The following is a 24,630-nucleotide window of genomic DNA, read 5'->3' on the forward strand; positions in this document are numbered from 1 at the left end:
CGGGGGAGCGGTCGCGGGGTGCTCCTACGGCGCCGAGCCGGCCAGGATGCGACGCATCTGGCCGACGCCGACGACGAGGATCACGACGAGCGTCAGCACGACCATGAGGCTGCCGAGCGCGTTGAGCTCGGGCGTCAGGCCGGTGCGGACGGAGGAGTAGATGCGGATCGGCAGCGTCGTGGTGCCGACGCCTGCCGTGAACGTCGAGATGACGATGTTCGAGAACGACGTCGTGAACGACAGCAGGAACGCCGCGAGCAGCGCGGGCCGCAGGATCGGCAGCGTGACGCGCCAGAACGTGCCGAGCACGCCGGCGCCGAGGTCGGCGGCCGCCTCGTGCACGCTCGGGTCGAGCGAGCGCATCGCGCCGAGCAGCACGAAGGTCGCCATGGGCAGCGCGATGACGATGTGCCCGAGCACGAGCGTCAGCAGGCCGTTCTGCATGCCGACGGTCGAGAACGTGCGCAGCAGCGCGACGCCGATGACGATCTCGGGGATCACGAGCGGGATGGCGACGGCTGCGAGCAGCACGCCCTTGCCGCGGATGGGGAAGCGGTGCAGCGCGTACGCCGATAGGAAGCCGATCACCGTGGCGATGAACCCGGCGACGAGGCCGAGCAGCAGGCTCGTGCGCAGCGTCGCGAGCAGCGGCTCGTCCTGGAACAGCTCCGCGTACCAGTCGAGCGTCAGCCCATCCCAGCGGTAGCTCACGGGCGACGCGTTGAACGAGTACGCGATGACGGCGACGATGGGCACGTACAGGAACGCGATCATGACGATCGCGGCGGCGCCGATGACCTTCCTCACGACGTCCTCCTCGAGGCGGCGATGCGCGTCGCGATCGCGGCGACCGCGACCGACGCGAGCATGAGCACCAGCACGACCATCGCCATGGCCGAGCCGAGCGCCTGGTTCCGGAACTCGGTGAACAGCGTCACGATGAGGTTGCCGACGAGCGGGTCGAGCCCGCCGCCCAGCAGCACGGGGATCACGAAGACGCCGAGCGTCGGCACGAACGTGAGCATGAAGGCCGCCGCGATGCCGGGGGCGGAGAGCGGCAGCATCACGCGCCGCTGGGTCTGCCACCACGAGCATCCGAGGTCCGTGGCCGCCTCGGGCAGCGACGGGTCGATGCCGCGCAGCGCCGCGTAGATGGGGAAGACGGCGACGGGCAGGAACGCGTACAGCAGCGACAGGACGACCGCGCCCTGCGAGGGCACGAACGAGTCGGCGTCGATGCCGACCGCCCGCAGCGCCGTCACGACGATGCCGCCCGAGCCGAGGATGTTGATCCATGCGAAGGTGCGCACGAGGAAGTCGGTCCAGAACGGGATGATCACGAGCAGCAGGAGCAGCGGCTGGCGCTCGGCCTTCGCGCCGGCGATCCACGTCGCCACGACGTAGCCGACGACGAGGCACACGACGGCGTTGGCGGCGGCCATGCCGAGCGAGTAGCCGATGGTCTTGAGGTAGACGGGGTCGAGCAGCGTGGCGTAGTTGTCGAGCGTGAAGCCGCCGAGCGTGCCGCCGAGCGGGTCGGGGATGGCGAAGGACTCTCGGGCGACGATGATCGTCGGCACCACGACGAGCAGCACGATCACGGCAACCGCTGGCGCGACGAGCAGGTAGCCCTGCCACGTCGTGCTGCGCGGGGCGCTCCGCGTCTCGACCTTGCTCATCGCACCTCCTGTGCCTTGGACTCATCGTGAACCCGGCAGCGTGCGCGCGGCGACACGAAAGCGGTCGCGGTCGCGTTACGTTCATGCGCATTTCGCAGCGGCACCGGTGGCGGGCATCCGACTGCGGGGTCGACGCGCGGTCGTCGCTGGCGGGTCGGCGGGCGCGGATGCGACCGCGGGGTCGCGGTCGGGTCCGTCGCCTGGTGACCCGGGGCTGGTGCGTCCCTCACAGATGATCGACATCCACACCTCACGTTCCGCAGGGCTCGTGCGTCAGCCAAGGTGTGAGAGGAAGTGGAGCCATGACCGACACCAAGCACGCCATCGTCGACACCCCCGTCGGCGCCGTCACGATCGTGGGCGGCGCTGCCGGCATCCAGGGCCTGTACTACGCCGAGCATCGACCCGCGCCCGACGAGACGCGCTTCGGCGACCGCGACGACGCGGCCCTCGCCGACGCCGCGGAGCAGCTGCGCGCGTACTTCGCGGGCGAGCGCACGACCTTCGACCTCGCGCTCGACCCCGTGGGCACGCCCTTCCAGCTGCGCGTGTGGGAGGCCCTGCGCGAGATCCCGTACGGCGAGACGCGCACGTACGGATGGATCGCCGCGTCGATCGGGCAGCCGACGGCCGTGCGCGCCGTCGGGCTCGCGAACTCGCGGAACCCCATCTCGATCGTCGTGCCGTGCCACCGCGTCGTGGGCTCCTCGGGCAAGCTCACCGGCTACGCCGGCGGGCTCGTGTGCAAGCGCACGCTGCTCGACCTCGAGTCGGGCGCGCTGCTCGACCTGGTCGCGCGAGAATCCCTTGCGTGACGCTTCCTCCCTTCGACCGCGTCGTGCAGCAGCACGGGCCGACGGTGTACCGCGTCGTGCGGGCGGTCGTGGGCCCGTCGGATGCCGACGACGCATGGAGCGACGCGTTCCTTGCGGCGCTCGAGGCGTATCCGAGGCTCGACGCCGAGGCGAACGTCGCCGGCTGGCTCGTGACGATCGCGCATCGCAAGGCGATCGACGTGCTCCGGCGGTCGTCGCGATCGCTGTCGATGGCGGAGGTGCCCGACCGGGCGGCGCCGCACCGCGACCCCGACCTCGACCTGCGACGGGCGCTCGCGGCGCTGCCCGATCGGCAGCGGTCGTGCGTCGTGCTGCATCATCTCGGCGGGCTGCCGTTCGACGAGGTCGCGGCCTCGCTGGGGGTCTCGTCGACCGCGGCGCGCAAGGCGTCGTCGGATGGCGTCCGCAGGCTGCGCGCGCTGCTGGAGGCGGGCGATGAGTGATCTCTTCTCGTCGGTGCCCGCTGGCGATGCCGAGGCGCTCGCGACCCTGCTCGCCGCGCGGGCGACGGATGCGGGGCTCGTCGACGTGCGGCTGCGCACCATCGACACCCGCGTGGGCACGCTGCTGCTCGCTGCGACGCCCGTCGGCCTCGTCTCGGTGACGTTCGACGGCGCCGACCCCGACGCCACGATCGAGCGGCTCGCCGACCGGCTCGGCTCGCGCGTGCTGCGCGACGTGCGCGGCCTCGACGACGTCGCGCACGGCGTCGAGGCGCTCGCCGACGGTCGCACGCGCACGTTCGACGGCGACCTGGACCTCGCGCTCGCGAGCGGCTTCCGCGGCGAGGTCGTGCGCGCGCTCCGCGAGATCCCGTACGGCGAGACGCGCTCGTACGGCGACGTCGCGCGCGCCGTCGGCTCGCCGGGAGCCGTGCGCGCCGTCGGCACGGCGTGCCGGCTCAACCCGCTGCCCATCGTCATCCCGTGCCACCGGGTCGTGCGCAGCGACGGCTCGCTGGGGCAGTACGCGGGCGGCGAGGCTGCGAAGCGCGTGCTGCTGTCGACCGAGGGCGCGATCGAGGGCTGAGCCCGCGTCCCTCGGCGTCGGCGGCGTCGACTACCGTCGCTGTGTGCCTGCAGCGACCGATCCCGCCTCCGACGTCACCGACCTGCGTCTCGCGCGCACCGCGACGATCGCGACCGTCGACCGCGACGGCTTCGTCGAGTCGCGGCACGAGGGCATCGCAGCGATGGTCGCGCCCGACGGCTCGGTGCTCGCGACGGCGGGCGACGTCGATGCGCCCTTCCTCGCACGCTCGGCCCTCAAGCCGCTGTTCGCGGCGACGATCGCCGAGCGCGTGGGCCTCGCGGGTGCCGAGCTCGCGCTCGCCTCCGGCAGCATCGTCGGCCGCGCCGAGCAGGTCGAGGTCGCCACGGCGATGGCGGCTCGCCTCGGCGTCGAGCCCGCGACGCTGCGCTGCCCGCCGCGCAGGACCCGGTGGATGTCCGAGCATTCGCGCCTCGGTGCGATCTGCGTGGGCAAGCACGTCGCGGTCGCGGCTGCAGCGGCGCTCGCGTCCGACGCCGGCGATCTCGCGTACACCGATCCGGCGCACCCCATCCAGGTCGAGCTGCGCGCAGCGATCGAGCGCCGCACGGGCGTCGCATCGAGCGCGACGGCGACCGACGGGTGCTCGGCCCCCGTCTACGCGTCGTCGGTGCTCGGCATGGCGCGTGCCGTGCGCGGCCTCGCCGGCACGACCGGCGACGCCGTGCTCGGTGCGGTCGGCGCGGCGATGCGCGAGCATGCGTGGCTCGTCGAGGGGCCGGGCACGCCCGACACCGTGCTCATGGAGCGCCTCGGCGTCACGGCGAAGTTCGGCGCGGAGGGCACGGCGGTCGTCGTCGCGCCCGACGGCACCGCTGCGGTCGTGAAGGTCGCCGACGGCTCGCGCCGCCCCGGTGCGCCCGTCGCGCTCGCGCTCCTCGAGCAGGCGGGTGCCATCCCCTCGGGCTCGCTGGCGTCGGTCGCCGCCGAGCTCGGCATCCTGCAGCACGGCGGCAGCGCCGTCGTCGGCGCCCTCCGCCCGATCCTCTGACCCGGGGAGCCGAGGTCCTCGGCGGCTCGTGACGTCGACGGCGGCCGACGACCTGGCATCCTCGCGGCTAGAGGCGGAGACGGCAGGACTCGGCGAATGCCGCGAAGCCCTCCTCGGCGACCCGGCGCAGCGTCGCGTCGCCGCGGTAGGCCTCGACGAGGCCCGCGACGTCGCCCCCGGGCAGCTCGTCGCCCAGCGGCGGCTCGGCCTCGGTGCTCCACCGTCGCAGCACCTCGTCGTCGACCTCGAGGTGGAACTGCAGGCCGAGCGCCGAGCCGTGGCGGAAGGCCTGCACGGGCACGAGGTCGTTCGTGGCGACGAGCGTCGCGCCGGTGGGCAGGCCCACGACGTCGGAGTGCCACTGCATGGGGCGCAGCTCGCCCGTGAAGCCACCGAGCCACGGGTCGGCTGCGACGACGTCGACCGGCAGCAGGCCCGTCTCGTCGACGGCCCCCGCACGATGCTCGGCCCCGAGCGCGACGCCCAGGATCTGGTGGCCGAGGCACAGCCCCAGCACGGGCACCTCGGCCTCGACGGCGCGGCGCACGAGGTCGGTCGTGAGGCCGACCGAGGGATGCGCGTCCACGTCGACGGCGCTCATCTGCCCGCCGAGCACGACGATGCCGGCGATGGCGTCGAGCTCCGGCAGGCGATCGGGGAAGGCGACCGCCTGCGACGGGAGATGCGCCGTGAGGCGTGCGGCGTGACCGCCGGTCTCGTAGGCGAGGTGGTGGACGAGGAGCACGGATCGCTGCACGCTGCGATCGTCGCATGTCGCGCGGGCCCGGTCCGCCATGCCGTGCCGGTCGTCGTCGCCGTCCGCCGCGCGGTCGATCGTTCGGCGCTCGAACGATCCTGAGCGTTCCTCGATTTCTCAGGGAGCGAGGTCTACCCTGGTTCGATGCACATCGCTCCGGAGGTCCGGGAGGCGCTCGCCACGGGCGCTCCGATCGTCGCGCTCGAGTCGACCATCATCAGCCACGGACTGCCCAGGCCGCGCAACCTCGAGGCGGCTCGCGAGTTCGAGCAGATCGTGCGCGACGCCGGCGCGGTGCCCGCCACGATCGCCGTCGTCGACGGCATCCGCCGCGTCGGCCTCGACGATGCCGCGCTCGAGCGCATCGCCGGCGAGGGCGTCGCCAAGGCGAGCGTGCGCGACCTCCCGATCCTCGGCGCACGCAAGGCCACGGGAGCCACGACCGTCGCAGGCACCGTCGCGATCGCCGCGCAGGCCGGCATCCGCGTCTTCGCCACCGGCGGCCTCGGCGGCGTCCATCACGGCGCCGCGTCGACGTTCGACGAGTCCGCCGACATCCCCACGCTCGCGACGCATCCCGTCGCCGTCGTCTGCGCAGGCGTGAAGTCGGTGCTCGACGTCGGCGCGACGCTCGAGCGCATGGAGTCGCTCTCGGTGCCCGTCGTCGGCTGGCGCACCGACCGCTTCCCGCGCTTCTGGCTCTCCGCGAGCGCGCACCAGCTCGACTGGCGCGTCGAGACGGTCGACGAGATCGCCGCGATCCTGCGCGAGCAGGACGCGACGCACGCGAACGCGGGCCTCGTCGTCGCCAACCCGCTGCCCGAGGACCGGCAGTGGGATCCGATCGAGCACGACGCCGTCGTCGCCCAGGCCAGCGCCGAGGCGGAGCGCGACCGCATCCACGGCAAGGCCGTGACCCCGTACCTGCTGCGCCGCATCGTCGAGCTCTCGCACGGCCGGAGCCTCGAGGTGAACCTCGACCTCGTGCGCTCGAACATCCGACTCGCCGCCGCGATCGCGACGGCCTACGCAGCGTCGTGATGCGCGCGCTCGCCTTCGGCGACGTCATCGACGACGTGCTCGTGTTCCCCGACGGGCGCATCCGGGCCGACACCGACACCGACGCGCAGATCGTGCGCCGTCCCGGCGGCAGCGCTGCGAACACCGCGGCGTGGATGGCGACCACCGGCGTGCAGACGACGTTCGTCGGCCGCGTCGGCGCGTTCGACGTCGCGCGACACACCGCGCTGCTGTCGGAGGTCGGCGTCGATGCGCGCATCGACGGCGACCCCGACCACGAGACCGGCACGATCGTCGTGCTCGTCGACCGCGACGAGCGCACGATGCTCACCGATCGCGGCGCCAACGCCTTCGTCGACCCCGACGACATCGGCGACGCGTTGCTCGGCGCCGTCGACGTCGTGCACGTGACGGGCTACTCGCTGCTGTCCGGCCACGCGAGCGCCGTCGGCCGGCTCGTGGATCGCGCGCACGAGCTCGGCACGAAGGTGTCGTGCACGATCGGCTCGGCGGGCTCCATCTCCGACCTCGGCGTCGACGTGGCGCTCGATGCGCTGCACGGCGCCGACATCCTCGTGGCGAACCTCGACGAGGGGGCCATGATCACGGGCAAGCAGGGCGCCGCTGCGATCGGCGCCGCCCTCGCCGACCTCGCGCCCGTCGTCGCGCTGACGCTCGGTCACACGGGCGTCGTCGTGATCGACCACGGCGCGCGCCAGTTCGTGCCGTCGATCCCCGCGCAGCTCGTCGACCCGACGGGTGCGGGGGATGCGTTCACGGCCACGTTCGTCGCGCACGTCGTCGGCGGCATGGATCCCGTGACCGCGGCACGGCGCGGGGTCGAGATGGCTGCGGTGGCCGTCTCGGTGCGGGGCGCGCGCCCGGCGCCGCCTGCGCACGCCGCCGCGGCCTGACGCTCGCGCTCGGCGCTGCTCAGCGCAGGTCGAGCCGCATGACCACGCGCGGGAACCCGTCGAGCCGGGACGTCGTGTCGGCGGCCTTCGCGAACCCCGCCGCCTCGAAGAGCGCACGCGTGCCCACGTACGCCATCGTGAGGTCGACCTGCTCGCCGTCGTTGTCGACGGGGTAGCCCTCGATCGCCGGTGCGCCCGCCTCGCGAGCGATGCGCACGGCGCCCGCGAGCATCTGGTGCGCGATGCCCTCGCCGCGGTGCCCGGGGCGCACGCGGATGCACCACACGCTCCACGCGTCGAGGTCGTCGACGTGCGGGATGCGTCGACTCGTCGCGAACGACGTCTGCGCGCGCGGCGCGAGACCCGCCCATCCCACGACCTCGCCGTCGTCGTAGCCGAGCGCGCCGATGGGCTCGCCGGCGCGCAGCAGCGCCTGCACCTTGCGGCCTCGGGCCGTGCGCGTGAGCGCCTGGTTCTCCTTCGGGCTCACCCGGTACGACAGGCACCAGCACACGTTGCCGTTCGGATCCCGCTTGGGCCCGACCATCGTCCGCACGTCCTGGTAGTCGGTCGCCGGCAGCACCTCGATCGCCATGCCGTCACGCTGCCACGCACCACCCACGCGGGGCAGGGGCTGGACGCGCGCCGCCGGTCGTTCCCGTTGCGATGCGCAGGAGGCTCCGGATGGATGAGGCGGGTCAGGCGAGGGCCACGAACGACGCGACCGCCGACGACAGCAGGCCCACGATCGTCGTGAACCACTGGATGGCGGCGAGGCGCGCATCCCGGTGGTCGACGGCCTGCGGATGCGCGCCGCGCAGCCGGCGCGCATTCGCCAGGTGCGTGCGCACGGGCGGGCGCACGCGACCGGCGAGGGTGCCGAGCACGGCCACGAGGTCGGCGCCGCGATAGCGGGCGCCGTCGAGCAGCGCGAGCTGACCGCCGTCCGCGGCGATGAGCGCGAGGTCGACGCGGCGCTCGGCGGCATGGTCGCGCCACGCGACGGGCAGCACCTCGTGCACGTCGACGACGTCGAACGCGGGCCAGCCGGCCACGCGCACGCCCCCGTCGACGACCGTCACGTCGCCGCGGGCGGCGCGCACGGCGGCGAGCGCGACCACGATCACGAGCCCGATCGCCGCGGGTGCGATGGTCCACAGCGTCACGAGCGCCGACTCCACGTGCACGCCCGCGAGGTCGAGCACGATCGGCATGCCGACGAGCACCGTCGGCAGCGCCGACCGCAGCAGCACCGGTCGGCGGGCAGCGCGCGCCGAAGCCGCATGCGTCGCGTCGTGCCGCGACCTGCCCACCTCGGGCAGCACGTCGGCCAGCCGGAGGCGCGCCCGCACCGGCCCGGCCTCGGGCGTCGACGTGCCGGTCGCAGCCATGCCGCCACGCTACTGCGCAGGGGTCGTGTCGGGGGAGGGGTTCGCGGAGGGCCAGGATGGATGCATGCCATCCGAGTCCCGTCCCGCACCGAGCGTCGTCGTGGCCGCCGACGGCACGCGACTCGCGGTCCACGAGCTCGGCGATCCGGCGGGCGCGCCCGTGCTGATGGTGCACGGCTTCTCGTCGAGCACGCAGCGCAACTGGCTCGATGCCGGCTGGGATCGGCCGCTGGCGGAGGCGGGCCTGCGCGGCATCGCGTTCGACCTGCGAGGTCACGGCAGCAGCGACCGGCCCGGCCCTGGCCACTACGACGTCTCGCGCTTCCTCGGCGACGTGGATGCCGTGCTCGCCGCGACGGGCCTGGCGGGAGGGCGTCCCGGGTACCTCGGCTACTCGATGGGCTCGCGACTCGGTTGGCGCTACGCGGCGGTGCATCCCGACGCGTTCTCGGCGCTCGCGCTCGGCGGCCTCCCCTCCGGCGATCCGTTCCGCGGCCTCGACGGCGACCTCGCCAGGCGAGCGCTCGCCGGCGAGGCGGAGCCGACCGGCGCCGCGGCGTTCGTCGTGCGGCTCGCGACCGCGCTGCCCGAGAACGATCCGTCGGCGCTCGTCGCGCTCGCGACGGAGGTGGCCCGCACGCCCTTCGCGCCCGCCGACCATGCGCCCGACGTGCCGACGCTGCTCATGACGGGCGACCGCGACGACCATGCGCCCGACACGGCATCCCTGGTCGATGCGCTCGCAGACGGAGCCTTCGCGCCGATCCCCGGTCGCAACCACCTCAACGCCGTCACGTCGCGGCACTTCAAGGAGCAGGCGCTCGCCTTCCTCGCCGCGCGCACCAGGCCTTGAGTCATGCTCGGTTCCGTGCGAGCGTGAGCGGGTGAGCCTCCCTCCCGGCGCCATCCAACGCGAATGGACGGCGCTCGTCGAGTCCGCTCGCGTCGACGAGTACCTGACGCACATGCGCGACGCCTACTACGACCGCTACGTCGCGGTCGACGGCAATCTGCGCACCGACATCCATCACCGCGAGCTGGGTGATGCGCGCAGCGAGGTGCGCGTGCTCTCGCTCTGGCGCGACGAGGCTGCGATCCGCGCCGTCGTGGGCGACGACCTGCACCGCCCCCTCACCTACCCCGACGACGACGAGTACCTGCTCGAGCCCGCCCGGCCCGTGCGGCACTGGTCGATGCGGGTGGCGCAGGGCTCCGGCCGCGTGTCGTCCGATGCCGTCGTCCGCGAGGCGATCGCCGTCGTCGAGACGGTGCGCGTCGACGAGTTCGTCGTGCACATGCGGGCGACGAGGCACGACGACTACAGCCAGGCGCCGGGCGTGCTGCGGTCGAGCATCGCGACGCGTGCGCTCGAGGATGGGCGCAGCGAGATCCGGGTGGCGTCGATCTGGGACGACGAGGCGTCGATCCGGCGGCTCGTGGGCGACGACCTGTCGGTCGCGCTGTCGTATCCCGACGACGGCGACTACCTCCTCGAGATGCCGCGACGCGTGCTGCACTGGCGCGTGCGCTGACCCGGGCGGCGATGTTCCACTAGCGGGAATATCGCACCGTCGGTACTGTGCAGGCATGGCCCAGCGCATGACCGAGTCGACCTTCTGGATCCTCGCCTCCCTCGCGGAGGGGCGCAGGCACGGCTACGCGATCCTGCGCGACGTCGAGCGCATGAGCGAGGGCGCCGTCGCGCTGCGCGTCACGACGCTCTACGCCGCGCTCGAGCGCATCGTGCGCGAGGGCCTCGCGGCCGAGGACGGCGAGGAGGTCGTCGACGGTCGCGCGCGCCGCTACTACGTGCTCGCCGACGCCGGCATCGACGCGCTCGAGCTCGAGGCCGCCGCGCTCGAGACGCGTGCGAAGGCGGCGCGCGGACGCCTCGCCGCCCGCGGCACGCGGACGGCGCGCGAGGCGCTCGCATGACGCTGCTCGAGGAGCGGATGCGCGCGCTGCTGCGCTGGTACCCGCGGTCGTGGCGCGATCGGCACGGCGAGGTCATGCTCGCGACGCTGCTCGACGACGCCGAGGCCCGCGGGCTCGACGAGCCGACGCGGACGGACGCGTGGTCGATCCGTGTCCACGGCGTCGCGGCGCACGCGACCGCGACGACCGCCGCGATCCTCGCCGCCCTCGCGCTCGCCGTGCTGGTCACGGTCGTCGCCCTTGCGTACGTCGACCCGTTCGCAGGCCCGACCGTGCCGATCCCACCGGGGTCCGAGGCGTTCGGGCCGATCTCGGTCGTGACGCTCGCGTCGACGGGCCTCGGACTCGGGGTCGGGCTGCCGCTCGTGGCGTGGAGCGTGCTCGCGCTCGTCGGGGCTCGACGTGCGGTCGCTGCGTCCGCGCTGCTCCTCTCGGCCGCGGCTCCCGTCGTCGTCGGCGTCCTCCTCGCTGCCGCGAGCATCGTGACGACGCTCTACCCGACCGTCACGGTCGAGGGCGACGGCTCATCGTCGGCATCCGGCCTCGTGCCGGCGTGGGTGCTCGTGCCGGCGATCCTGCTCGTCGCAGCGTGCGCGGTGCCGCTGCTCGGCGACGCGCTGCCCGCTGGCGTCGCCCCCTGGCTGCGATGGCCGCTCGCGTTCGTGCTCGCCTGCGTCACCGGGGCCGCGACCGTGGGGCTCGCGATGACGATGCTGCTGCCGCCCGTGGCGGTCGCGCTGCTGCTCGTCGCGTTCGCCGGGATGCGCGCGGACCGCGACGACGTCCGGACCGATGCGACGTGGTCGCCGCAGCTCGTCGGCACCCTCGGCGGCGTCGCGCTGTGCGTCGGCGTGCCGACGACGATCTTCAGCGTCGTCGCCAACCTCGGCATGGTGCCGGTCGACGGCAGCGCGATGCGGCTCGTGACGGCGCTCGCGACCGCGGGGTCCATCGCGATCGTCGTCGCCGGCGCGCACATGGTGCGCTCCGTCGTCGGCGCGTGGGCGTGGGCGCCTGCCGCAGCGCTGCTCGTCGCCATCCTCGGGGCCTGCGCAGCCATCGTGCTCGGCGAGGCGCGGCTCGCGTACGCCGCCGTCATCGTGGCATCGGCCGCGTGCGCAGGGGCAGCGCTCGCCGGCACGGCGCTGCTCGTGCTGCCGCGCGCGTCGTGGCGCCTGCCCGCGGCGCTCGCGACGGGCATCGTCGCCGCGCTGCTGCTGTCGCAGGCGTTCGCGTGGCTCGTGCCGGTGACGTGGATCGCGGGCGTGCCGCTGGTGGTCGCCGCGCTCGTGCGCGCACGCCGTGACGCGCGTGCGAGCCCCGAGCCCGCCTACGGCTGACAGACGGGGCAGCGGTACGCGACGCGCTCCATGGTCGGCGGGCCGAGGTGGCCGCGCTCGATCGTCGTGCCGCAGCGGCGGCACGCCTCGTGCTCGCGGCCGTAGACCCAGTACCGGTCGCGGCGCAGCGATCCGGTGAAGGTGCGTTCGACGCGGTCGCGGTTCGCGCCGATGATGCGCCGGGCGAGCGCGACCATGCCGGGCAGGTCGTCGACCTCGCCCACGGGCCGCCACGGCGAGACGCCGCGCAGGAAGCACAGCTCGGCGCGGTAGATGGTGCCGAGGCCGGCGAGGTTGCGCTGGTCGAGCAGCGCGACGCCGATCTCGCGCTCGGGATCGCGCGCGAGGTTCGCGGCCGCGACCCGCGGATCCCAGTCGGGGCCGAGCAGGTCGGGGCCGAGATGGCCGACGACCGTGTCCTCGTCGGCCGTGCGCACGAGGTCGACGACGCCCAGCAGGTAGCCGACCGTCTGCCACTCGGCCGTGTCGAGCACCGCCCGCACGGTGTGGGCCGGGCGCTGCCACCGCGACCCCCGCTTGTAGCGGTGCCACGAGCCGTCCATCTTCAGATGCGTGTGCAGCGTCCACGCGTCGCCGCCTGGCTCGTCGATGCGGTGCAGGATGTGCTTGCCGCGCGCCACGACCTCCCGCACGGTCGACCCGGCCAGGTCGGCCGTCGCATGCTGCGGCACGCGCAGGTCGAACGTCGTGAGCGTCTGGCCCGCGAGCACCTCGTGCAGCGAGCGCGCCGTGCGCCAGACCGTGTCGCCCTCGGGCATCAGGCGCTCCGCATCCGCGAGTCGATCATCCGAGCCGCAGCCCCTTCGGCGTGAGGGCGAAGCCCGCCTCGCGCAGCACGGGGTCGAGCGCCGAGCCCAGCACCGAGTCGCCGTCGACGCGATGCACCGCGAGGCGCCCGAGCGCGGGCGCGACCGAGGCGAGCGATGCGGCCGCCGCGGCCAGCCGCGCGGGCTCGTCGTCGAACGTCAGCAGCGTGCGGCCGCCACGCTCGACGAAGAGCGTGAGGGCACCGTCGACGATCGTCACGAGCGCGCCCGCCTTGCGGCCCGGCCGGTGCCCCTCCTCGCGCTGCGGCCACGGCAGGGCCGCGCCGTAGGGATTCGCAGGATCGGTGGCCGCGAACGTGCGGGCGACGAGCGGGGGCGCCTGGTCGGGGTCGACGCCGAACGCGCGCAGCCGGTCGACGGTCGCGGGCGTCGCGAACTGCGCGGCGCCGAGGCCCTGCACGAAGTAGCCGCGGCGCGTCTGCCCAGCCTCCTCGAGCTGCGTCAGCACGCGGTACGCCGCCGCGAACCCGCCGACGACCTGCTCGGACTGCACCGCGCCCCGCGTGACGATGCCGTGGCGCTCGAGCAGCTGCTCGGCGTTCGCGAGCCGCCGCACGGTCGCATCCGCCTCGGGGGCCGGCGTGAGGGTCCATCGGCCGCCGACCTCGGGCGCCGCGGCCTGCGACGTGCCGCGCGGGCGCATGCGACCGCGGTACGCGCGGGTGCGCACCGGTTGCCGCACGCGCCGCGAGGCCGAGCCGGTGCGGATGCGCAGTGCCCCGAGCGTGTCGTTCGTCACGTGGCCGCTCCACACCAGCTGCCACAGCGTGGCGGTGAGGTCGGCGTCGGGCACGTCGAGGCTCTGCTGCAGCTGTCGGAAGAACCAGCCGCCGCCGTTGGCGAGCGCGTCGAGCACCGCCTGGCCGGCGACGTCGGGCGCCTCCGACGGCGCGTCGATCGTGAGATGCGCGGTGTCGGCCAGGTGCAGCCGCACCCAGCCGTCGCTGCCCGCGATCGTGCCGTCGCCGCTCCACAGCACCTCGCCGGTGCTCGTGAGCTCGTCGAGCATCGCCGGCTGGTAGTCGCGCACGCGGCTCGGCAGCACGAGCGACTCCCAGGCGCTGGCCGGCACCGCGACGCCCGCGAGCTGCTCGACGACCTGCAGCACGCCGTCGACGCCGCGCAGCGACCGGTCGGCGTGCTGCCACACGGGCAGGAAGCGCGCGAGCTGCGCCGGCTCGACGGGCTCGACCTCCTTGCGCAGCGCCGCGAGCGACCGCGACCGCAGACGGGTCAGCACCTCGGCGTCGCACCAGTCGGTGCCCGTCGAGCCGGGCCGGAACTCGCCCTCGAGCACGCGCCGATCGCCCGAGAGCCTGCGCAGCGCGTCGTGCACGACCGCGACGCCGAGGCCGAGGGAGGCCGCCGCATCGCCGGGCTGGAACGGCCCGTGCGTGCGCGCGTACCTGCTCACGAGATCGCCGACGGCGTCCGGCACGGGCGCGAGGTACGCCTCTGGCAGGCCGACGGGCAGCGGCACGCCGAGCGCGTCGCGCAGGCGCGCGGCATCCTCGACGACCGCCCACCGCTCGGCGCCGGCGATCTGCAGGCGCATGACGCGCTGCTGGCGCCGCATGCCGTCGAGCGCGACGTCGAGGTCGACGTCGGCGATCGATGCGGGCTCGAGGCGCTCGCGCAGCGCCTCCGTGTCCATGGGGCCCAGCAGGCGCAGCAGGTCGACCGCGCCCTCGACGCCCTTGAGGCGTCGCTCGGGATGCGTGCGCTGCAGCTGCGCCTCGGTCGTCGCGATGACGTCGGGGTCGAGCAGCTCGCGCAGCTCGGCCCTGCCGAGCAGCTCGGCGAGCATCGTCGTGTCGAGCGAGAGGGCCGCGGCGCGGCGCTCGGCGAGCGGCGCGTCGCCCTCGTAGAGGAACGACGCGACGTAGCCGAACAGCAGCGACCGCGCGAAGGGCGACGCATCGGCCGTCTCCACCTCGAGCAGGCGGATGCGGCGGCTCGCGATCGACTCGGCGACCTCGCGCAGCGCCGGCACGTCGTAGACGTCCTGCAGCACCTCGCGCACGGTCTCGAGCACGATGGGGAACGCCGGGTAGCGGCGCGCGACCTCGAGCAGCTGCGCGCCGCGCTGCCGCTGCTGCCACAGCGGCGAGCGGCGGCCGGGATTGCGGCGCGGCAGCAGCAGCGCGCGGGCGGCGCATTCGCGGAACCGTGACGCGAAGAGCGCCGAGTCGCCGACGCGCTCGGTGATGACGTGCTCGAGCTCGTCGGGATCGAACACGAAGAGCTCCGCGCCCGGCGGGTCGGCGTCGGTGTCGGGCAGGCGCACGACGATGCCGTCGTCGGAGGCCATCGCGCCCCCGTCGAAGCCGTGCCGCTCGCGGATGCGCGCGGTGATCGCGAGCGCCCACGGCTGGTGCACGCGGTTGCCGTACGGCGAGTGCAGCACGACGCGCCAGTCGCCCAGCTCGTCGCGGAAGCGCTCGACGATCAAGGTGCGATCCGAGGGCAGCTGCCCCGTCGCCGCGCGCTGCTCGGCGAGGAAGGCCAGCAGGTTCTGCGCCGCGCGCGGGTCGAGCCCCGCGTCCGCGAGCCGCGTCTGCGCCTGCTCGGGCGACCACTGCCCGGCCTCGCGCAGGAAGGCGCCGATCGCGGCGCCGAGCTCCGCCGAGCGGCCCATGGCGTCGCCCGTCCAGAACGGCACGCGGCCCGGCTCGCCGAAGGCGGGCGTCACGACGACGCGGTCGTGCGTGATGTCCTGGATGCGCCAGCTCGTCGCGCCGAGCGCGAAGACGTCGCCCACGCGCGACTCGTAGACCATCTCCTCGTCGAGCTCGCCCACGCGACCGCCCCGTTCGGCGCCGGCGAGGAAGACGCCGAACATGCCGCGGTCGGGGATCGTGCCGCCGCTCGTCACCGCGAGCCGCTGCGCGCCCGGCCTGCCGGTGAGCGTGCCCGAGACGCGATCCCACACGATGCGCGGGCGCAGCTCGGCGAACTCGTCGGAGGGGTAGAGGCCCGAGACGAGGTCGAGCGTCGCCTCGTACGCCGAGCGCGGCAGCGACGCGAACGGCGCCGAGCGTCGCACGATCTCGAACCAGTCGTCGACGTCGACGGGGCCGAGCGCCGTGTGCGCCACGGTCTGCTGGGCGAGGATGTCGAGCGGGTTCTGCGGCACCGCGATCCGCTCGATCCTGCCCTCGCGCATCCGCTCGGTCGTGACGGTCGCGTGCACGAGGTCGGCGCGGTGCTTGGGGAAGAGCACGCCGCGCGACACCTCGCCGACCTGATGGCCGGCGCGGCCGACGCGCTGCAGGCCCGACGCGACCGACGGCGGCGACTCGACCTGGATCACGAGGTCGACGGCGCCCATGTCGATGCCGAGCTCGAGCGACGACGTCGCGACGACGCACCGCAGGTGCCCGCGCTTGAGGTCGTCCTCGATCTGCGCGCGCTGCTCCTTCGACACCGAGCCGTGGTGCGCGCGAGCGAGCACGGGCTCGGCGCCCGAGGTCTGCCCCGACTGGCCCATCATCTGCGCCGGGATGCGGTCGGGCGCGGGCGTCGCATCCACCTCGCCCGCCTCGACCTGCCGACCCACCCAGATCTCGTTGAGCCGCGACGTGAGGCGCTCGGCGAGGCGACGCGAGTTCGTGAACACGATCGTCGACCGCTGCTCGACGACGCGATCGACGATCGCCTCCTCGACGTGCGGCCAGATCGACTGCTGCTGCGGGCTCGTCTCGTCGGTGGAGGCGCTCGCCGCACCCTCGCGCGGAGGAGCGGAGCCCAGGTCGCTCATGTCGTCGACCGGCACCACGACCTGCAGCTCGACGCGGCCGCGAGACTCGGGCGCGACGATCGTGACGGGATGCGGTCCGCCGAGGAAGCGCGCGACGGCCTCGGGCGGGCGCACGGTCGCCGAGAGCCCGATGCGCTGCGCCGGTCGCTCGAGCATGGCGTCGAGTCGTTCGAGCGAGACGGCGAGGTGCGCGCCGCGCTTCGTGGACGCGACGGCGTGGATCTCGTCGACGATGATCGTCTCGACACCGGCGAGCGTCTCGCGGGCGGCGCTCGTGAGCATGAGGAAGAGCGACTCGGGCGTCGTGATGAGCACGTCGGGCGGCGTCTTGAGCAGCCTCCGTCGCTCGACGGGCGGGGTGTCGCCCGAGCGCACGCCCACCGTGATGTCGGGCGCCGGCAGGCCCAGCTCGACCGCGGTGCGGGCGATGCCCACGAGGGGGCTGCGCAGGTTGCGCTCGACGTCGACGCCGAGCGCCTTGAGGGGCGACAGGTAGAGCACGCGCGTGCGGCGCAGCGGATCCTCGGGCTTCGGCTCGCTCGCGAGCCGGTCGATGGCCGTGAGGAAGGCTGCGAGCGTCTTGCCCGAGCCGGTCGGTGCGATGACGAGCGCGCTGCCGCCGCCACGGGCCGCTGCCCACGCGCCCTCCTGCGCCGGCGTCGGCGCTGCGAACGCGCCCCGGAACCACGCCGCCGTCGCGGGGCCGAGTGCGTCGAGGGCGTCGGGCATCCACCCATCCAATCCCACGCCTCCGACACGGCGATCGGGGTTGCGCGGCGACCCGCCGCAGACATGCGCAAGGGCCGGTCGAGTTCACTCGACCGGCCCCAGTCCCTTGCACCAGAGTGGATCTCGGATCGCACCCTCCGCTGATGGCCACAGCACAACCATCAACGTGTGCCCCACGCTATAACGGATCGGTAACGAGCGGGGCATCAGGAGCCTGTGATTTCCCTGTGGCTCCTCGGCCGCTGCGGCGCGAGCCTGGACGTCGTGGGTGTGCAGCGGACGCGATGGACCGTCGCAGCGATGCTCGCCCCGGTCCGTCCGGGTGCGTCGTTCGCCCGCGCGGCCTGGCCCGCGCATGGGACGCGCGCGTCGTCCCCCACCCGCTCGGGCATGCCGTCCGCGGGTGGAGGATGCTCGCACGTCGTGTGCGGCATGCGCGCTCGCGGCGCCTGACGACCGAGGGCGGCTCCATGACGCAGACGACGAGCAGGATCGACGCCGAGGGCGCATCCGAGCGGGAGCGTGCGACGAGCGATCTGCCCGCGCCGCTGCGCCGACTCCGCGACTTCGGCAGGCCGCCGCGCGTCATGGGCATCGACGTCGCGCGCGGCGTCGCCGTGATCGGCATGATCGGCGCGCACGTCGGCATGACGGCGCCCTTCGAGTGGGAGCGCGTCGAGACGTGGACGGCGCTCGTGCACGGGCGCTCGTCGCTGCTGTTCGCGCTCGTCGCCGGCATCTCGATCGCGCTCCTGTCGGGCGGCATGCGCAGGCCCGAGGTCGCGGACCTGCCGCGCATCCGCCTGAGCCTCGTCGGCCGCGGCGCCGTCGTCTTCGCGATCGGCTGCGCGCTCGAGCTCGTCGGCACGGGGATCGCGGTCGTGCTCACGATCTACGGCGTGCTCTTCGTCGCGATCATCCCGTTCCTGCGCTGGCGCGTGCGGTCGCTGTGGATCGCCGCCGGGGCGTTCGCGCTGCTCGGTCCCGTGTCGCTCGCCGTCGTGCGCCTGCTGTCGCCCGACGTCTACGGCGAGGGCATCGCGCTCGTCTTCGGCCCGTATCCGGTCACGGCATGGATGCCACTGCTGCTCGCGGGCATGGCGATCGGTCGCACCGACCTGCTGCGGCTGCGCACCGGGGTCGCGCTGCTGCTCGGCGGCGCGGCGGTCACGACGGCCGGCTACGGCATCGGCACGCTGCTCGCCGCACCCGCCGAGGCGCTCACGGCACCCGGCGCCGACCCGTCGCCCATGCTCGAGCGGCTCGCGGCGCTCGGCGTCCCGCTCCATCCGCTGTGGGCGCTCATCGAGGTCGCGCCGCACTCGGGTGGCACGCTCGAGATCGTCGGATCGGGTGGGCTCGCCGCCGCGATCGTCGGGCTCTGCCTGCTGCTCGCGCGCCCGCTGCGATGGCTGCTGCTGCCGCTCGCGGCCCTCGGCAGCATGCCCCTCACCGCCTACTCGGCGCAGATCGTCGCGATCGCGGCGAGCGGCGGGCTCGCAGCGGCCGAGGCCAGGGAGGGCGCGATGTGGCCGCTGCTGACGGTCGTGCTGCTCGTCGCGACGACGGCGTGGATGCTGCTGCTCGGCCCGGGACCGCTCGAGCGGCTCACGCGCCGCGCCTCCGCATGGATGGCGGGGGAGGCGGGCGTGCGTCGCACGTGACGGCCTCGCGCTGGGCGGCGCTGCCTAGAAGCGGTCGGGCGAGGCGGCGTGCGGAGCGAGCACCGTGACGTCGGCGTGACGATCGAACCGGTAGCCGGCGCCGCGCACCGTGCGCACGATGTCGGCCCAGTCGCCGAGCTTCGAGCGCAGGCGACGCACGTGCACGTCGATCGTGCGCTCGTTGGGGCGCGCCTCGTCGTCGGAGTCGGGCCACAGCGCGTCGATGATCTCGGTGCGCTCGACCGTGCGGCCCTCGCGGAGCACGATGAACTGCAGCAGCTCGAACTCCTTGTAGGTGAGCGGCGCCACGTCGTCGCCGATCGCGACGCGCTTGCGCGACAGGTCGATCGTGACGTCGAGCGCGGGCTCCTCGACGGGCGTCTCGGCCTTGCGCAACGACGGGTCCTGCAGCGCGCGGCGCACGACGTCGACGTCGCGACCGCCGGCACCCGCCGGGGCGAGGGCGACGGCGGCGTGCGTCTGCGCCGAGGGCGACAGGCGTGCCGTGAGGCGCTTCAGCTCGGTGACGAGCTCGGCGAGCTCGATGCCGTCGGCCTCCGACGCGCCCTCGCCGAGGCCGACGTAGAGCACGAAGCCTCGTGCCTCGGTACCTGCCGGCACGGCGCGGACGGGGGAGCGGCGCTCGGCCTCGGGAGCGGCGGGCTGCGGGGCGAGCGCGAGGTTGCCGTCGGTGACGAGGGTGGACTGCTTGGACTGGATGTGGGTGATGGCGATGGACATCGCGATGCCTTCCGGCTGGGCGTGCGACCGGCGTCGGTCTCGCACGCAGGGTGTCGAGGTGCTTCGGTACCCGAGCGGTGCTCGGGGAGCGGCTCCGTGGGAGCGCTCAGCGCTGGCGCAGCTCAGTGCTGTCGCGAGCGGGCGATGGTGCGGGGCGGAACGAGCCTCACGCACACATTCGACACATGGCGACGGCCGGCATCATCATGCCGGCATCTCCTCGGGCCACACGCGTGGTCGAGAGGAAGGGGGTCGTCGTCATGCGCACGATCCTTGCATCCCGCGCGCGAATCCGTCAACACGGGCGTGCCCCACGCATGACGAAGTGTGACGTCATCGGACGTCGCCGGGCGTTGCCGGACGTCGCCGGGCGTCATCCCGTTGCGAGGTGGGGTTCTCGTCGCGAGGTGCGTCTCTCGTGTCGAGGTGCGCCTACGACCGCACCTCGACACGAGAACCGCACCTTGGAGCCACGAAGCGCACCTCGCAACGGGGTCGCGCGAGGGGAGAAGGGGAGGAGCGGCTCGGGTCAGTCGACCGTGCCGTAGAGGCGGTCGCCCGCGTCGCCGAGCCCGGGCACGATGTAGCCCTGCTCGTTGAGGCGCTCGTCGAGGGCGCCGAGCACGAGCGTGACGTCGTGGCCCTCGACCTCGCGCTCGACCTTCGCGATGCCCTCGGGCGCGCCGAGGATGCAGATGGCCGTGACGTCGACGGCGCCGCGGTCGAAGAGGAACTGGATCGCCGCCGCGAGCGAGCCGCCCGTCGCGAGCATCGGGTCGAGCACGAAGCACTGACGGTCGGAGAGGTCGTCGGGCAGACGCTCGGCGTACGTGTACGGCTGCAGCGTCTCCTCGTTGCGCGCCATGCCGAGGAAGCCGACCTCGGCGGTCGGCAGCAGCTGCATGAGGCCGTCGAGCATGCCGAGGCCGGCGCGCAGGATGGGCACGACGAGCGGGCGCGGCTCGGCGATCGCGACGCCGGTCGTCGTCGTGACGGGCGTCTCGATCTGCTTGTCGACCACGCGCACGTTCCGGGTCGCCTCGTAGGCGAGCAGCGTCATGAGCTCGTTCGTCAGCGCTCGGAACGTGGGCGACGGCGTCTCGCGGTCGCGCAGCACCGTGAGCTTGTGCGTGATGAGCGGATGGTCGGCCACGTGCACTCGCATAGGCTCAGGCTACCGATCCGCAGGACCAGTCAGGAGCGCGCGTGCGTCACGCCCCCGAGCACGAGGCGTGGATGCGGCTCGCGATCGCCCAGGCGCAGGCCGCCGCGGCCGCGCCCGAGGCCGACGTGCCGGTGGGCGCCGTGCTCGTCGGGCCGGACGGCGCCGTGCTCGCCACGGGTCGCAACGAGCGCGAGCTGCACGCGGATCCCACCGCCCACGCCGAGGTCGTGGCCATGCGCGCTGCCGCGGCGGCGCGCGGCGACTGGCATCTCGACGACTGCACCCTCGTCGTCACGCTCGAGCCCTGCCCCATGTGCGCAGGCGCGATCCTCGCCGCCCGCATCCCGCGCGTCGTCTTCGGTGCCTGGGACGAGAAGGCCGGCGCGGCGGGCAGCGTGCTCGACGTGCTGCGCGAGCGGCGGCTGCCGCAGCGCTCGGAGGTCGTCGCCGGCGTGCTGGAGGCCGAGTGCGCCGCGCTGCTCACCGGCTTCTTCGGCGAGCGCCGAGGCACGACGACCTAGGGGCGCCCGGTCGGGGCCGCGATCGCGTCGTCAGCGCTCGGTGCTCCCGATCGCGTGCTGGAGCGCTCGGATGTGCTCGCCGAGCGCGCCGCTCGCCAGCAGGCCGGCGCCCAGGGGCCCCGAGGCGTCGGTGCCGAGCGCCGGCAGGCGCCGCAGCGCGGCGCGCACGTCGTCGCCCATGTGCTCGAGCTGCCACTCGCGCTCGCGCTCGCCGGTGCCCGCCGTCGCGAGCTCGACGGCCTGGGCGGCATAGGCGGCAGCGCCGAGCGCGTGCGCGCCCATGTGCGCGACGCCCGACGCCTGGCCGGCAGACCGAGCGGCGGCCTTCGCAGCGCGCGAGGATGCCGAGCCGGCCGCGCGTCCGGCCTCGAAGCGCCTGCGGATCTCGCCGGCGGCATCGAGCTCGCCGCGTGCGAAGGCGCGGGCGCGAGCGATCCCGTCTCGTGCGCGCTGGTCGTCGGGCGCCTCGGCCTCGAAGATCGCAAGCACGCGCTCGGCGCAGTCGGCGGCCCAGGCGGCGAGCGCGCGTCGCTCCGCGAGGTCGAGCGTCTGCGCCGATGCCACGTCCGCGCCTCAGCCGCGACGGCCGGACCGGTCGTCGCCGTCCCGACGCGGGTCGTCGTCGTCGTCGGCGTCGGCGAGCTCCGGGGGCAGGTCGCCCTCGCGCAGCCAGTCCGGCTCGCCGAGCGCCTGCGACTCCTCGCCCGCCTCCTCGCGCTGCTCGCGCTCCATCCGCGCGGCGTGCTCCGAGGGCCGCCACACCTCGTCGACGACGCCGAAGCCGCCCGGGATCGTGCCGCGCACCCGCTGACGCTCGCGCTCGCGGCGGTGCAGGCGCGGCGCGAGCGCGACGAGCGCGACGATGCCGAGGGCCAGCACGACCCACGCGATCCACTCCATCCGCTCGACCCGTCCGCGCGGCGTCAGCGCCAGAGCGTGGCGACGAGCAGGTTCACCAGCGCGAGCCCGCCCGCGACGTGGAAGAGCGGCTTCAGGCGCGAGTCGTCGACGACGCCCACGACGCCCTGCCCGCGCGACACCTGCGCGATGCCGCCGTCGGCGGTCGCGACGAGGCCCGCGCGCGTCGCCTGCAGGCGTCGCTGCCGCACGGAGGCGACGAGGGCGGCGACGAACACGGCGACGGCGATGAGCGTCTTGATGCCGAGCTTCATGTGGTTCGGGTCGTCGAACGCGATCTGCAGCCCGTAGAGCGCGAGACCAGAGACGAGCTGGATGCTCGCGCCGAGCAGCATGAGCGAGAAGCGGAAGCCGAGCTTGGCGCGCAGCTGCACGAAGAACGTGCCGACGAGCAGCGAGACGCCGATGAGGTGCGCTGCGACGAGCAGGTCGTAGACGATCTCCACGCTGGCCCCCTAGTTGCCGCTCTGGATGACGATGTGGTCGGTCGAGGGCGCGATGTCGGGGCGGGCCACGTAGATGTCGGGCTCGATGTAGATGACGCGGGCGACGGGCACGGCCTCGCGCACGTGCCGCTCGAGCGCGTCGATCGATCGGGCGACGTCCTCGACGTTCGCCGTCGGCGGGAAGGCGACCTTCGCCGCGACCATGAGCTCCTCGGGGCCGAGGTAGAGGGTCTTCATGTGGATGACGGCCTCGACGTCGTCCGAGCCGTTCATAGCGGCGAGGATGCGCTGGTGGTCCTCGGGCGTCGCCCCCTCGCCGATGAGCAGCGACTTCATCTCGATGGCGAGGATGATCGCGACGACGATGAGCAGCGCGCCGATCGCGAGCGTGCCGATGGCGTCGAAGGTCGGGTCGCCAGTGACGACCGACAGCGTCACGGCCGTGAACGCGAAGACGAGGCCCGTGAGGGCGGCGACGTCCTCGAGCAGGATCACGGGCAGCTCGGGCGAGCGCGACGTGCGGATGAAGCGCCACCAGCCGGCCTTGCCCTTGACCTTGCGCGACTCGAGCACGGCGGTGCGCAGGCTGAACGACTCGAGCACGATCGCGATGCCCAGCACGACGAGCGGGATCCACGCGTTCTCGAGCTCGTGCGGCTCCTGCAGCTTCGAGATGCCCTCGAGGATCGAGAAGAGGCCGCCGACGGAGAAGAGGATGAGCGCGACGACGAACGCCCACACGTACCGCTCGCGGCCGTAGCCGAACGGGTGCTCCGTGTCGGCCTTGCGCTTCGCGAGACGACCGCCGAGCAGCAGCAGCAGCTGGTTCACCGAGTCGGCGAACGAGTGGATGGCCTCGGCGAGCATCGACGCGGAGCCCGAGAGCAGCCAGGCGATCAGCTTGGTGATGCCGATCCCCGTGTTCGCGAGGAACGCGGCGATCACCGCCTTCGTGCCATGCGATTCGCTCACGCGCCCCACCCTACGCTGGAGGCGTGACCTCCTCGCTGCCGTCCATCGCCATCCTCGGAGCAGGCTCGATGGGTGGTGCGATCCTCGCGGGCCTCGTCGCCGACGGGTCCGCGGCATCGCTCGCCGCGACCAACCGATCGCGGGCGAAGGCGGAGGCCGCCGCAGCCGATGGCGTGCGGTCGATCGCGCTCGAGGACGAGCCGGACGGCAACCTCTCGGCGGCCGCCGCGGCCGACGTCGTCGTGATCGGCGTCAAGCCGTACATGGTCGCCGACCTGCTGACCGAGATCGCGCCCTCGCTGCGGCCCGGCACGATCGTCGTCTCGCTCGCGGTCGGCACGACGTGCGCCGCGATGGAGGCGCTGCTGCCGGAGTCCGTCGCGGTCGCGAGGGCGATGCCGAACACGCCCAGCCACGTGGGCCGCGGCGTCACGGGCGTCGCGGGCGGCTCGCGCGCCACGGCCGAGCAGGTGGCGCTCGCCGCATCCGTCTTCGAGGTCGTCGGCGAGGTGCTCGTCGTCGACGAGTCGCAGATCGACGCGCTCTCGACGATCTCGGGCTCGGGCCCCGCCTACGTGTTCCTGCTCATCGAGCAGCTCACGGGGGCCGCCGAGCGCATGGGCTTCACGCCCGAGCAGGCCGCGACGATGGTGCAGGAGACGTTCGCAGGAGCGAGCGCGCTGCTCGCCGACGCGCAGCAGCGCGAGCCGGGCATCGAGCCGGCCGAGCTGCGCCGCCGCGTGACGAGCCCGAAGGGCACGACCGAGCGCGCGGTCGGCGTGCTGCAGGAGGCCGACCTCGGCGCGCTCTTCGACCGCGCGACGGCAGCGGCGGCGGCGCGCGCCGCGGAGATCGCGGCGGAGTAGGGCGGCTCGGCCGGCTCGGGCCACCAGCTGGTCGAGGAGCGCGCGAGCGCAGCGAGCACGCGTCACGAGACCACGCGAGGGCGGCTC

General features: G+C 74.0%; 26 protein-coding genes. 13 read left to right on the plus strand and 13 right to left on the minus strand.

Features of this window, described 5'->3' with window-relative positions; translation table 11 throughout:
• Positions 1-24: 24 nt before the first annotated feature.
• Together FS793_RS11250 and FS793_RS11255 are read right to left on the minus strand one after the other, a co-directional pair.
• The gene (locus FS793_RS11250; RefSeq protein WP_260980129.1) at positions 25-807 is read right to left on the minus strand and encodes an ABC transporter permease; all 783 of its coding nucleotides are present in this window, start codon (positions 805-807) and stop codon (positions 25-27) included.
• Positions 804-1,679: an ABC transporter permease gene (locus tag FS793_RS11255; protein WP_144720608.1), complete on the minus strand. Its 876-nt coding sequence runs from the start codon at positions 1,677-1,679 to the stop codon at positions 804-806. The genes FS793_RS11250 and FS793_RS11255 overlap by 4 nt, the downstream gene beginning before the upstream one ends.
• Positions 1,680-1,981: 302 nt before the next feature.
• Between FS793_RS11255 and FS793_RS11260 the strand changes: the two genes are divergently transcribed.
• From FS793_RS11260 to FS793_RS11275, 4 genes are read left to right on the plus strand one after another with little or no spacing between them, the layout of a single operon-like run.
• The gene (locus FS793_RS11260) at positions 1,982-2,494 is read left to right on the plus strand and encodes a methylated-DNA--[protein]-cysteine S-methyltransferase (RefSeq protein ID WP_144720609.1); all 513 of its coding nucleotides are present in this window, start codon (positions 1,982-1,984) and stop codon (positions 2,492-2,494) included.
• Positions 2,491-2,958: an RNA polymerase sigma factor gene (locus tag FS793_RS11265; RefSeq protein ID WP_144720610.1), complete on the plus strand. Its 468-nt coding sequence runs from the start codon at positions 2,491-2,493 to the stop codon at positions 2,956-2,958. Before FS793_RS11260 ends, FS793_RS11265 begins: the two co-directional genes overlap by 4 nt.
• Positions 2,951-3,544: a methylated-DNA--[protein]-cysteine S-methyltransferase gene (locus FS793_RS11270; RefSeq protein WP_144720611.1), complete on the plus strand. Its 594-nt coding sequence runs from the start codon at positions 2,951-2,953 to the stop codon at positions 3,542-3,544. The genes FS793_RS11265 and FS793_RS11270 overlap by 8 nt, the downstream gene beginning before the upstream one ends.
• A gap of 43 nt (positions 3,545-3,587) precedes the next feature.
• Positions 3,588-4,556 carry an asparaginase gene (locus FS793_RS11275; RefSeq protein ID WP_186329467.1) on the plus strand — a complete coding sequence of 323 codons (969 nt, stop codon included), beginning with the start codon at positions 3,588-3,590 and terminating at the stop codon, positions 4,554-4,556.
• A gap of 67 nt (positions 4,557-4,623) precedes the next feature.
• On the opposite strand, the gene FS793_RS11280 is transcribed toward FS793_RS11275, so the two are convergent.
• Positions 4,624-5,313 (minus strand): type 1 glutamine amidotransferase, encoded by a 690-nt coding sequence (locus FS793_RS11280; RefSeq protein ID WP_186329468.1) that lies wholly within the window; start codon positions 5,311-5,313, stop codon positions 4,624-4,626.
• Positions 5,314-5,457: 144 nt separating this feature from the next.
• Between FS793_RS11280 and FS793_RS11285 the strand changes: the two genes are divergently transcribed.
• Together FS793_RS11285 and FS793_RS11290 are read left to right on the plus strand one after the other, a co-directional pair.
• Positions 5,458-6,354 (plus strand): pseudouridine-5'-phosphate glycosidase, encoded by an 897-nt coding sequence (locus FS793_RS11285; RefSeq protein ID WP_144720614.1) that lies wholly within the window; start codon positions 5,458-5,460, stop codon positions 6,352-6,354.
• Positions 6,354-7,247 (plus strand): carbohydrate kinase family protein, encoded by an 894-nt coding sequence (locus FS793_RS11290; protein WP_144720615.1) that lies wholly within the window; start codon positions 6,354-6,356, stop codon positions 7,245-7,247. The genes FS793_RS11285 and FS793_RS11290 overlap by 1 nt, the downstream gene beginning before the upstream one ends.
• A gap of 19 nt (positions 7,248-7,266) precedes the next feature.
• On the opposite strand, the gene FS793_RS11295 is transcribed toward FS793_RS11290, so the two are convergent.
• Both FS793_RS11295 and FS793_RS11300 read right to left on the minus strand, forming a co-directional pair.
• Complete coding sequence (locus tag FS793_RS11295) at positions 7,267-7,842, minus strand: GNAT family N-acetyltransferase (protein WP_144720616.1); 576 nt, start codon at positions 7,840-7,842, stop codon at positions 7,267-7,269.
• A gap of 103 nt (positions 7,843-7,945) precedes the next feature.
• Complete coding sequence (locus FS793_RS11300; protein WP_186329469.1) at positions 7,946-8,638, minus strand: hypothetical protein; 693 nt, start codon at positions 8,636-8,638, stop codon at positions 7,946-7,948.
• A 64-nt stretch (positions 8,639-8,702) separates the two neighbouring features.
• Here FS793_RS11300 and FS793_RS11305 point away from each other — a divergent pair, with 64 nt between their 5' ends.
• From FS793_RS11305 to FS793_RS11320, 4 genes are read left to right on the plus strand one after another with little or no spacing between them, the layout of a single operon-like run.
• Positions 8,703-9,491 (plus strand): alpha/beta fold hydrolase, encoded by a 789-nt coding sequence (locus FS793_RS11305; RefSeq protein WP_186329470.1) that lies wholly within the window; start codon positions 8,703-8,705, stop codon positions 9,489-9,491.
• Between the two features lie 31 nt (positions 9,492-9,522).
• Complete coding sequence (locus FS793_RS11310) at positions 9,523-10,170, plus strand: hypothetical protein (protein ID WP_144720619.1); 648 nt, start codon at positions 9,523-9,525, stop codon at positions 10,168-10,170.
• A 55-nt stretch (positions 10,171-10,225) separates the two neighbouring features.
• Positions 10,226-10,573, plus strand: coding sequence for a PadR family transcriptional regulator (locus FS793_RS11315; protein ID WP_144720620.1), 348 nt, complete (start codon positions 10,226-10,228; stop codon positions 10,571-10,573).
• Positions 10,570-11,913 carry a hypothetical protein gene (locus FS793_RS11320; RefSeq protein ID WP_144720621.1) on the plus strand — a complete coding sequence of 448 codons (1,344 nt, stop codon included), beginning with the start codon at positions 10,570-10,572 and terminating at the stop codon, positions 11,911-11,913. Before FS793_RS11315 ends, FS793_RS11320 begins: the two co-directional genes overlap by 4 nt.
• On the opposite strand, the gene FS793_RS11325 is transcribed toward FS793_RS11320, so the two are convergent.
• Both FS793_RS11325 and FS793_RS11330 read right to left on the minus strand, forming a co-directional pair.
• Positions 11,904-12,692, minus strand: a complete 789-nt coding sequence (locus FS793_RS11325) for a DNA-formamidopyrimidine glycosylase family protein (RefSeq protein ID WP_144720622.1) — start codon at positions 12,690-12,692, stop codon at positions 11,904-11,906. The two genes, FS793_RS11320 and FS793_RS11325, sit on opposite strands and share 10 nt — an antisense overlap.
• A 25-nt stretch (positions 12,693-12,717) precedes the next feature.
• Positions 12,718-17,250, minus strand: coding sequence for an ATP-dependent helicase (locus FS793_RS11330; RefSeq protein WP_144720623.1), 4,533 nt, complete (start codon positions 17,248-17,250; stop codon positions 12,718-12,720).
• Between the two features lie 470 nt (positions 17,251-17,720).
• On the opposite strand from FS793_RS11330, the gene FS793_RS11335 reads away from it, so the two are divergent.
• Positions 17,721-18,914, plus strand: coding sequence for a heparan-alpha-glucosaminide N-acetyltransferase domain-containing protein (locus FS793_RS11335; protein ID WP_144720624.1), 1,194 nt, complete (start codon positions 17,721-17,723; stop codon positions 18,912-18,914).
• Positions 18,915-18,938: 24 nt separating this feature from the next.
• Here FS793_RS11335 and FS793_RS11340 read toward each other — a convergent pair whose 3' ends face one another.
• Positions 18,939-19,655 carry a winged helix-turn-helix domain-containing protein gene (locus FS793_RS11340; protein ID WP_144720625.1) on the minus strand — a complete coding sequence of 239 codons (717 nt, stop codon included), beginning with the start codon at positions 19,653-19,655 and terminating at the stop codon, positions 18,939-18,941.
• A 529-nt stretch (positions 19,656-20,184) separates the two neighbouring features.
• Positions 20,185-20,820 carry a uracil phosphoribosyltransferase gene (gene upp, locus FS793_RS11345; protein ID WP_144720626.1) on the minus strand — a complete coding sequence of 212 codons (636 nt, stop codon included), beginning with the start codon at positions 20,818-20,820 and terminating at the stop codon, positions 20,185-20,187.
• 41 nt (positions 20,821-20,861) lie between these two features.
• Between upp and tadA the strand changes: the two genes are divergently transcribed.
• Positions 20,862-21,341, plus strand: coding sequence for a tRNA adenosine(34) deaminase TadA (gene tadA / locus FS793_RS11350; RefSeq protein ID WP_260980130.1), 480 nt, complete (start codon positions 20,862-20,864; stop codon positions 21,339-21,341).
• A 30-nt stretch (positions 21,342-21,371) separates the two neighbouring features.
• On the opposite strand, the gene FS793_RS11355 is transcribed toward tadA, so the two are convergent.
• From FS793_RS11355 to FS793_RS11370, 4 genes are read right to left on the minus strand one after another with little or no spacing between them, the layout of a single operon-like run.
• Positions 21,372-21,905 (minus strand): putative immunity protein, encoded by a 534-nt coding sequence (locus FS793_RS11355; protein ID WP_144720627.1) that lies wholly within the window; start codon positions 21,903-21,905, stop codon positions 21,372-21,374.
• Positions 21,906-21,914: 9 nt separating this feature from the next.
• Positions 21,915-22,241 (minus strand): hypothetical protein, encoded by a 327-nt coding sequence (locus FS793_RS11360; protein ID WP_144720628.1) that lies wholly within the window; start codon positions 22,239-22,241, stop codon positions 21,915-21,917.
• Between the two features lie 23 nt (positions 22,242-22,264).
• Positions 22,265-22,705 (minus strand): hypothetical protein, encoded by a 441-nt coding sequence (locus FS793_RS11365; protein ID WP_144720629.1) that lies wholly within the window; start codon positions 22,703-22,705, stop codon positions 22,265-22,267.
• A 9-nt stretch (positions 22,706-22,714) separates the two neighbouring features.
• Positions 22,715-23,677 (minus strand): cation diffusion facilitator family transporter, encoded by a 963-nt coding sequence (locus tag FS793_RS11370; RefSeq protein WP_144720630.1) that lies wholly within the window; start codon positions 23,675-23,677, stop codon positions 22,715-22,717.
• 23 nt (positions 23,678-23,700) lie between these two features.
• Between FS793_RS11370 and proC the strand changes: the two genes are divergently transcribed.
• Positions 23,701-24,543, plus strand: coding sequence for a pyrroline-5-carboxylate reductase (gene proC / locus FS793_RS11375; protein ID WP_144720631.1), 843 nt, complete (start codon positions 23,701-23,703; stop codon positions 24,541-24,543).
• The last annotated feature ends 87 nt before the right edge of the window (positions 24,544-24,630 follow it).

The sequence above is a fragment of the Agrococcus jejuensis genome (assembly GCF_007679035.1).
Taxonomy (GTDB): Bacteria; Actinomycetota; Actinomycetes; order Actinomycetales; family Microbacteriaceae; genus Agrococcus; species Agrococcus jejuensis_A.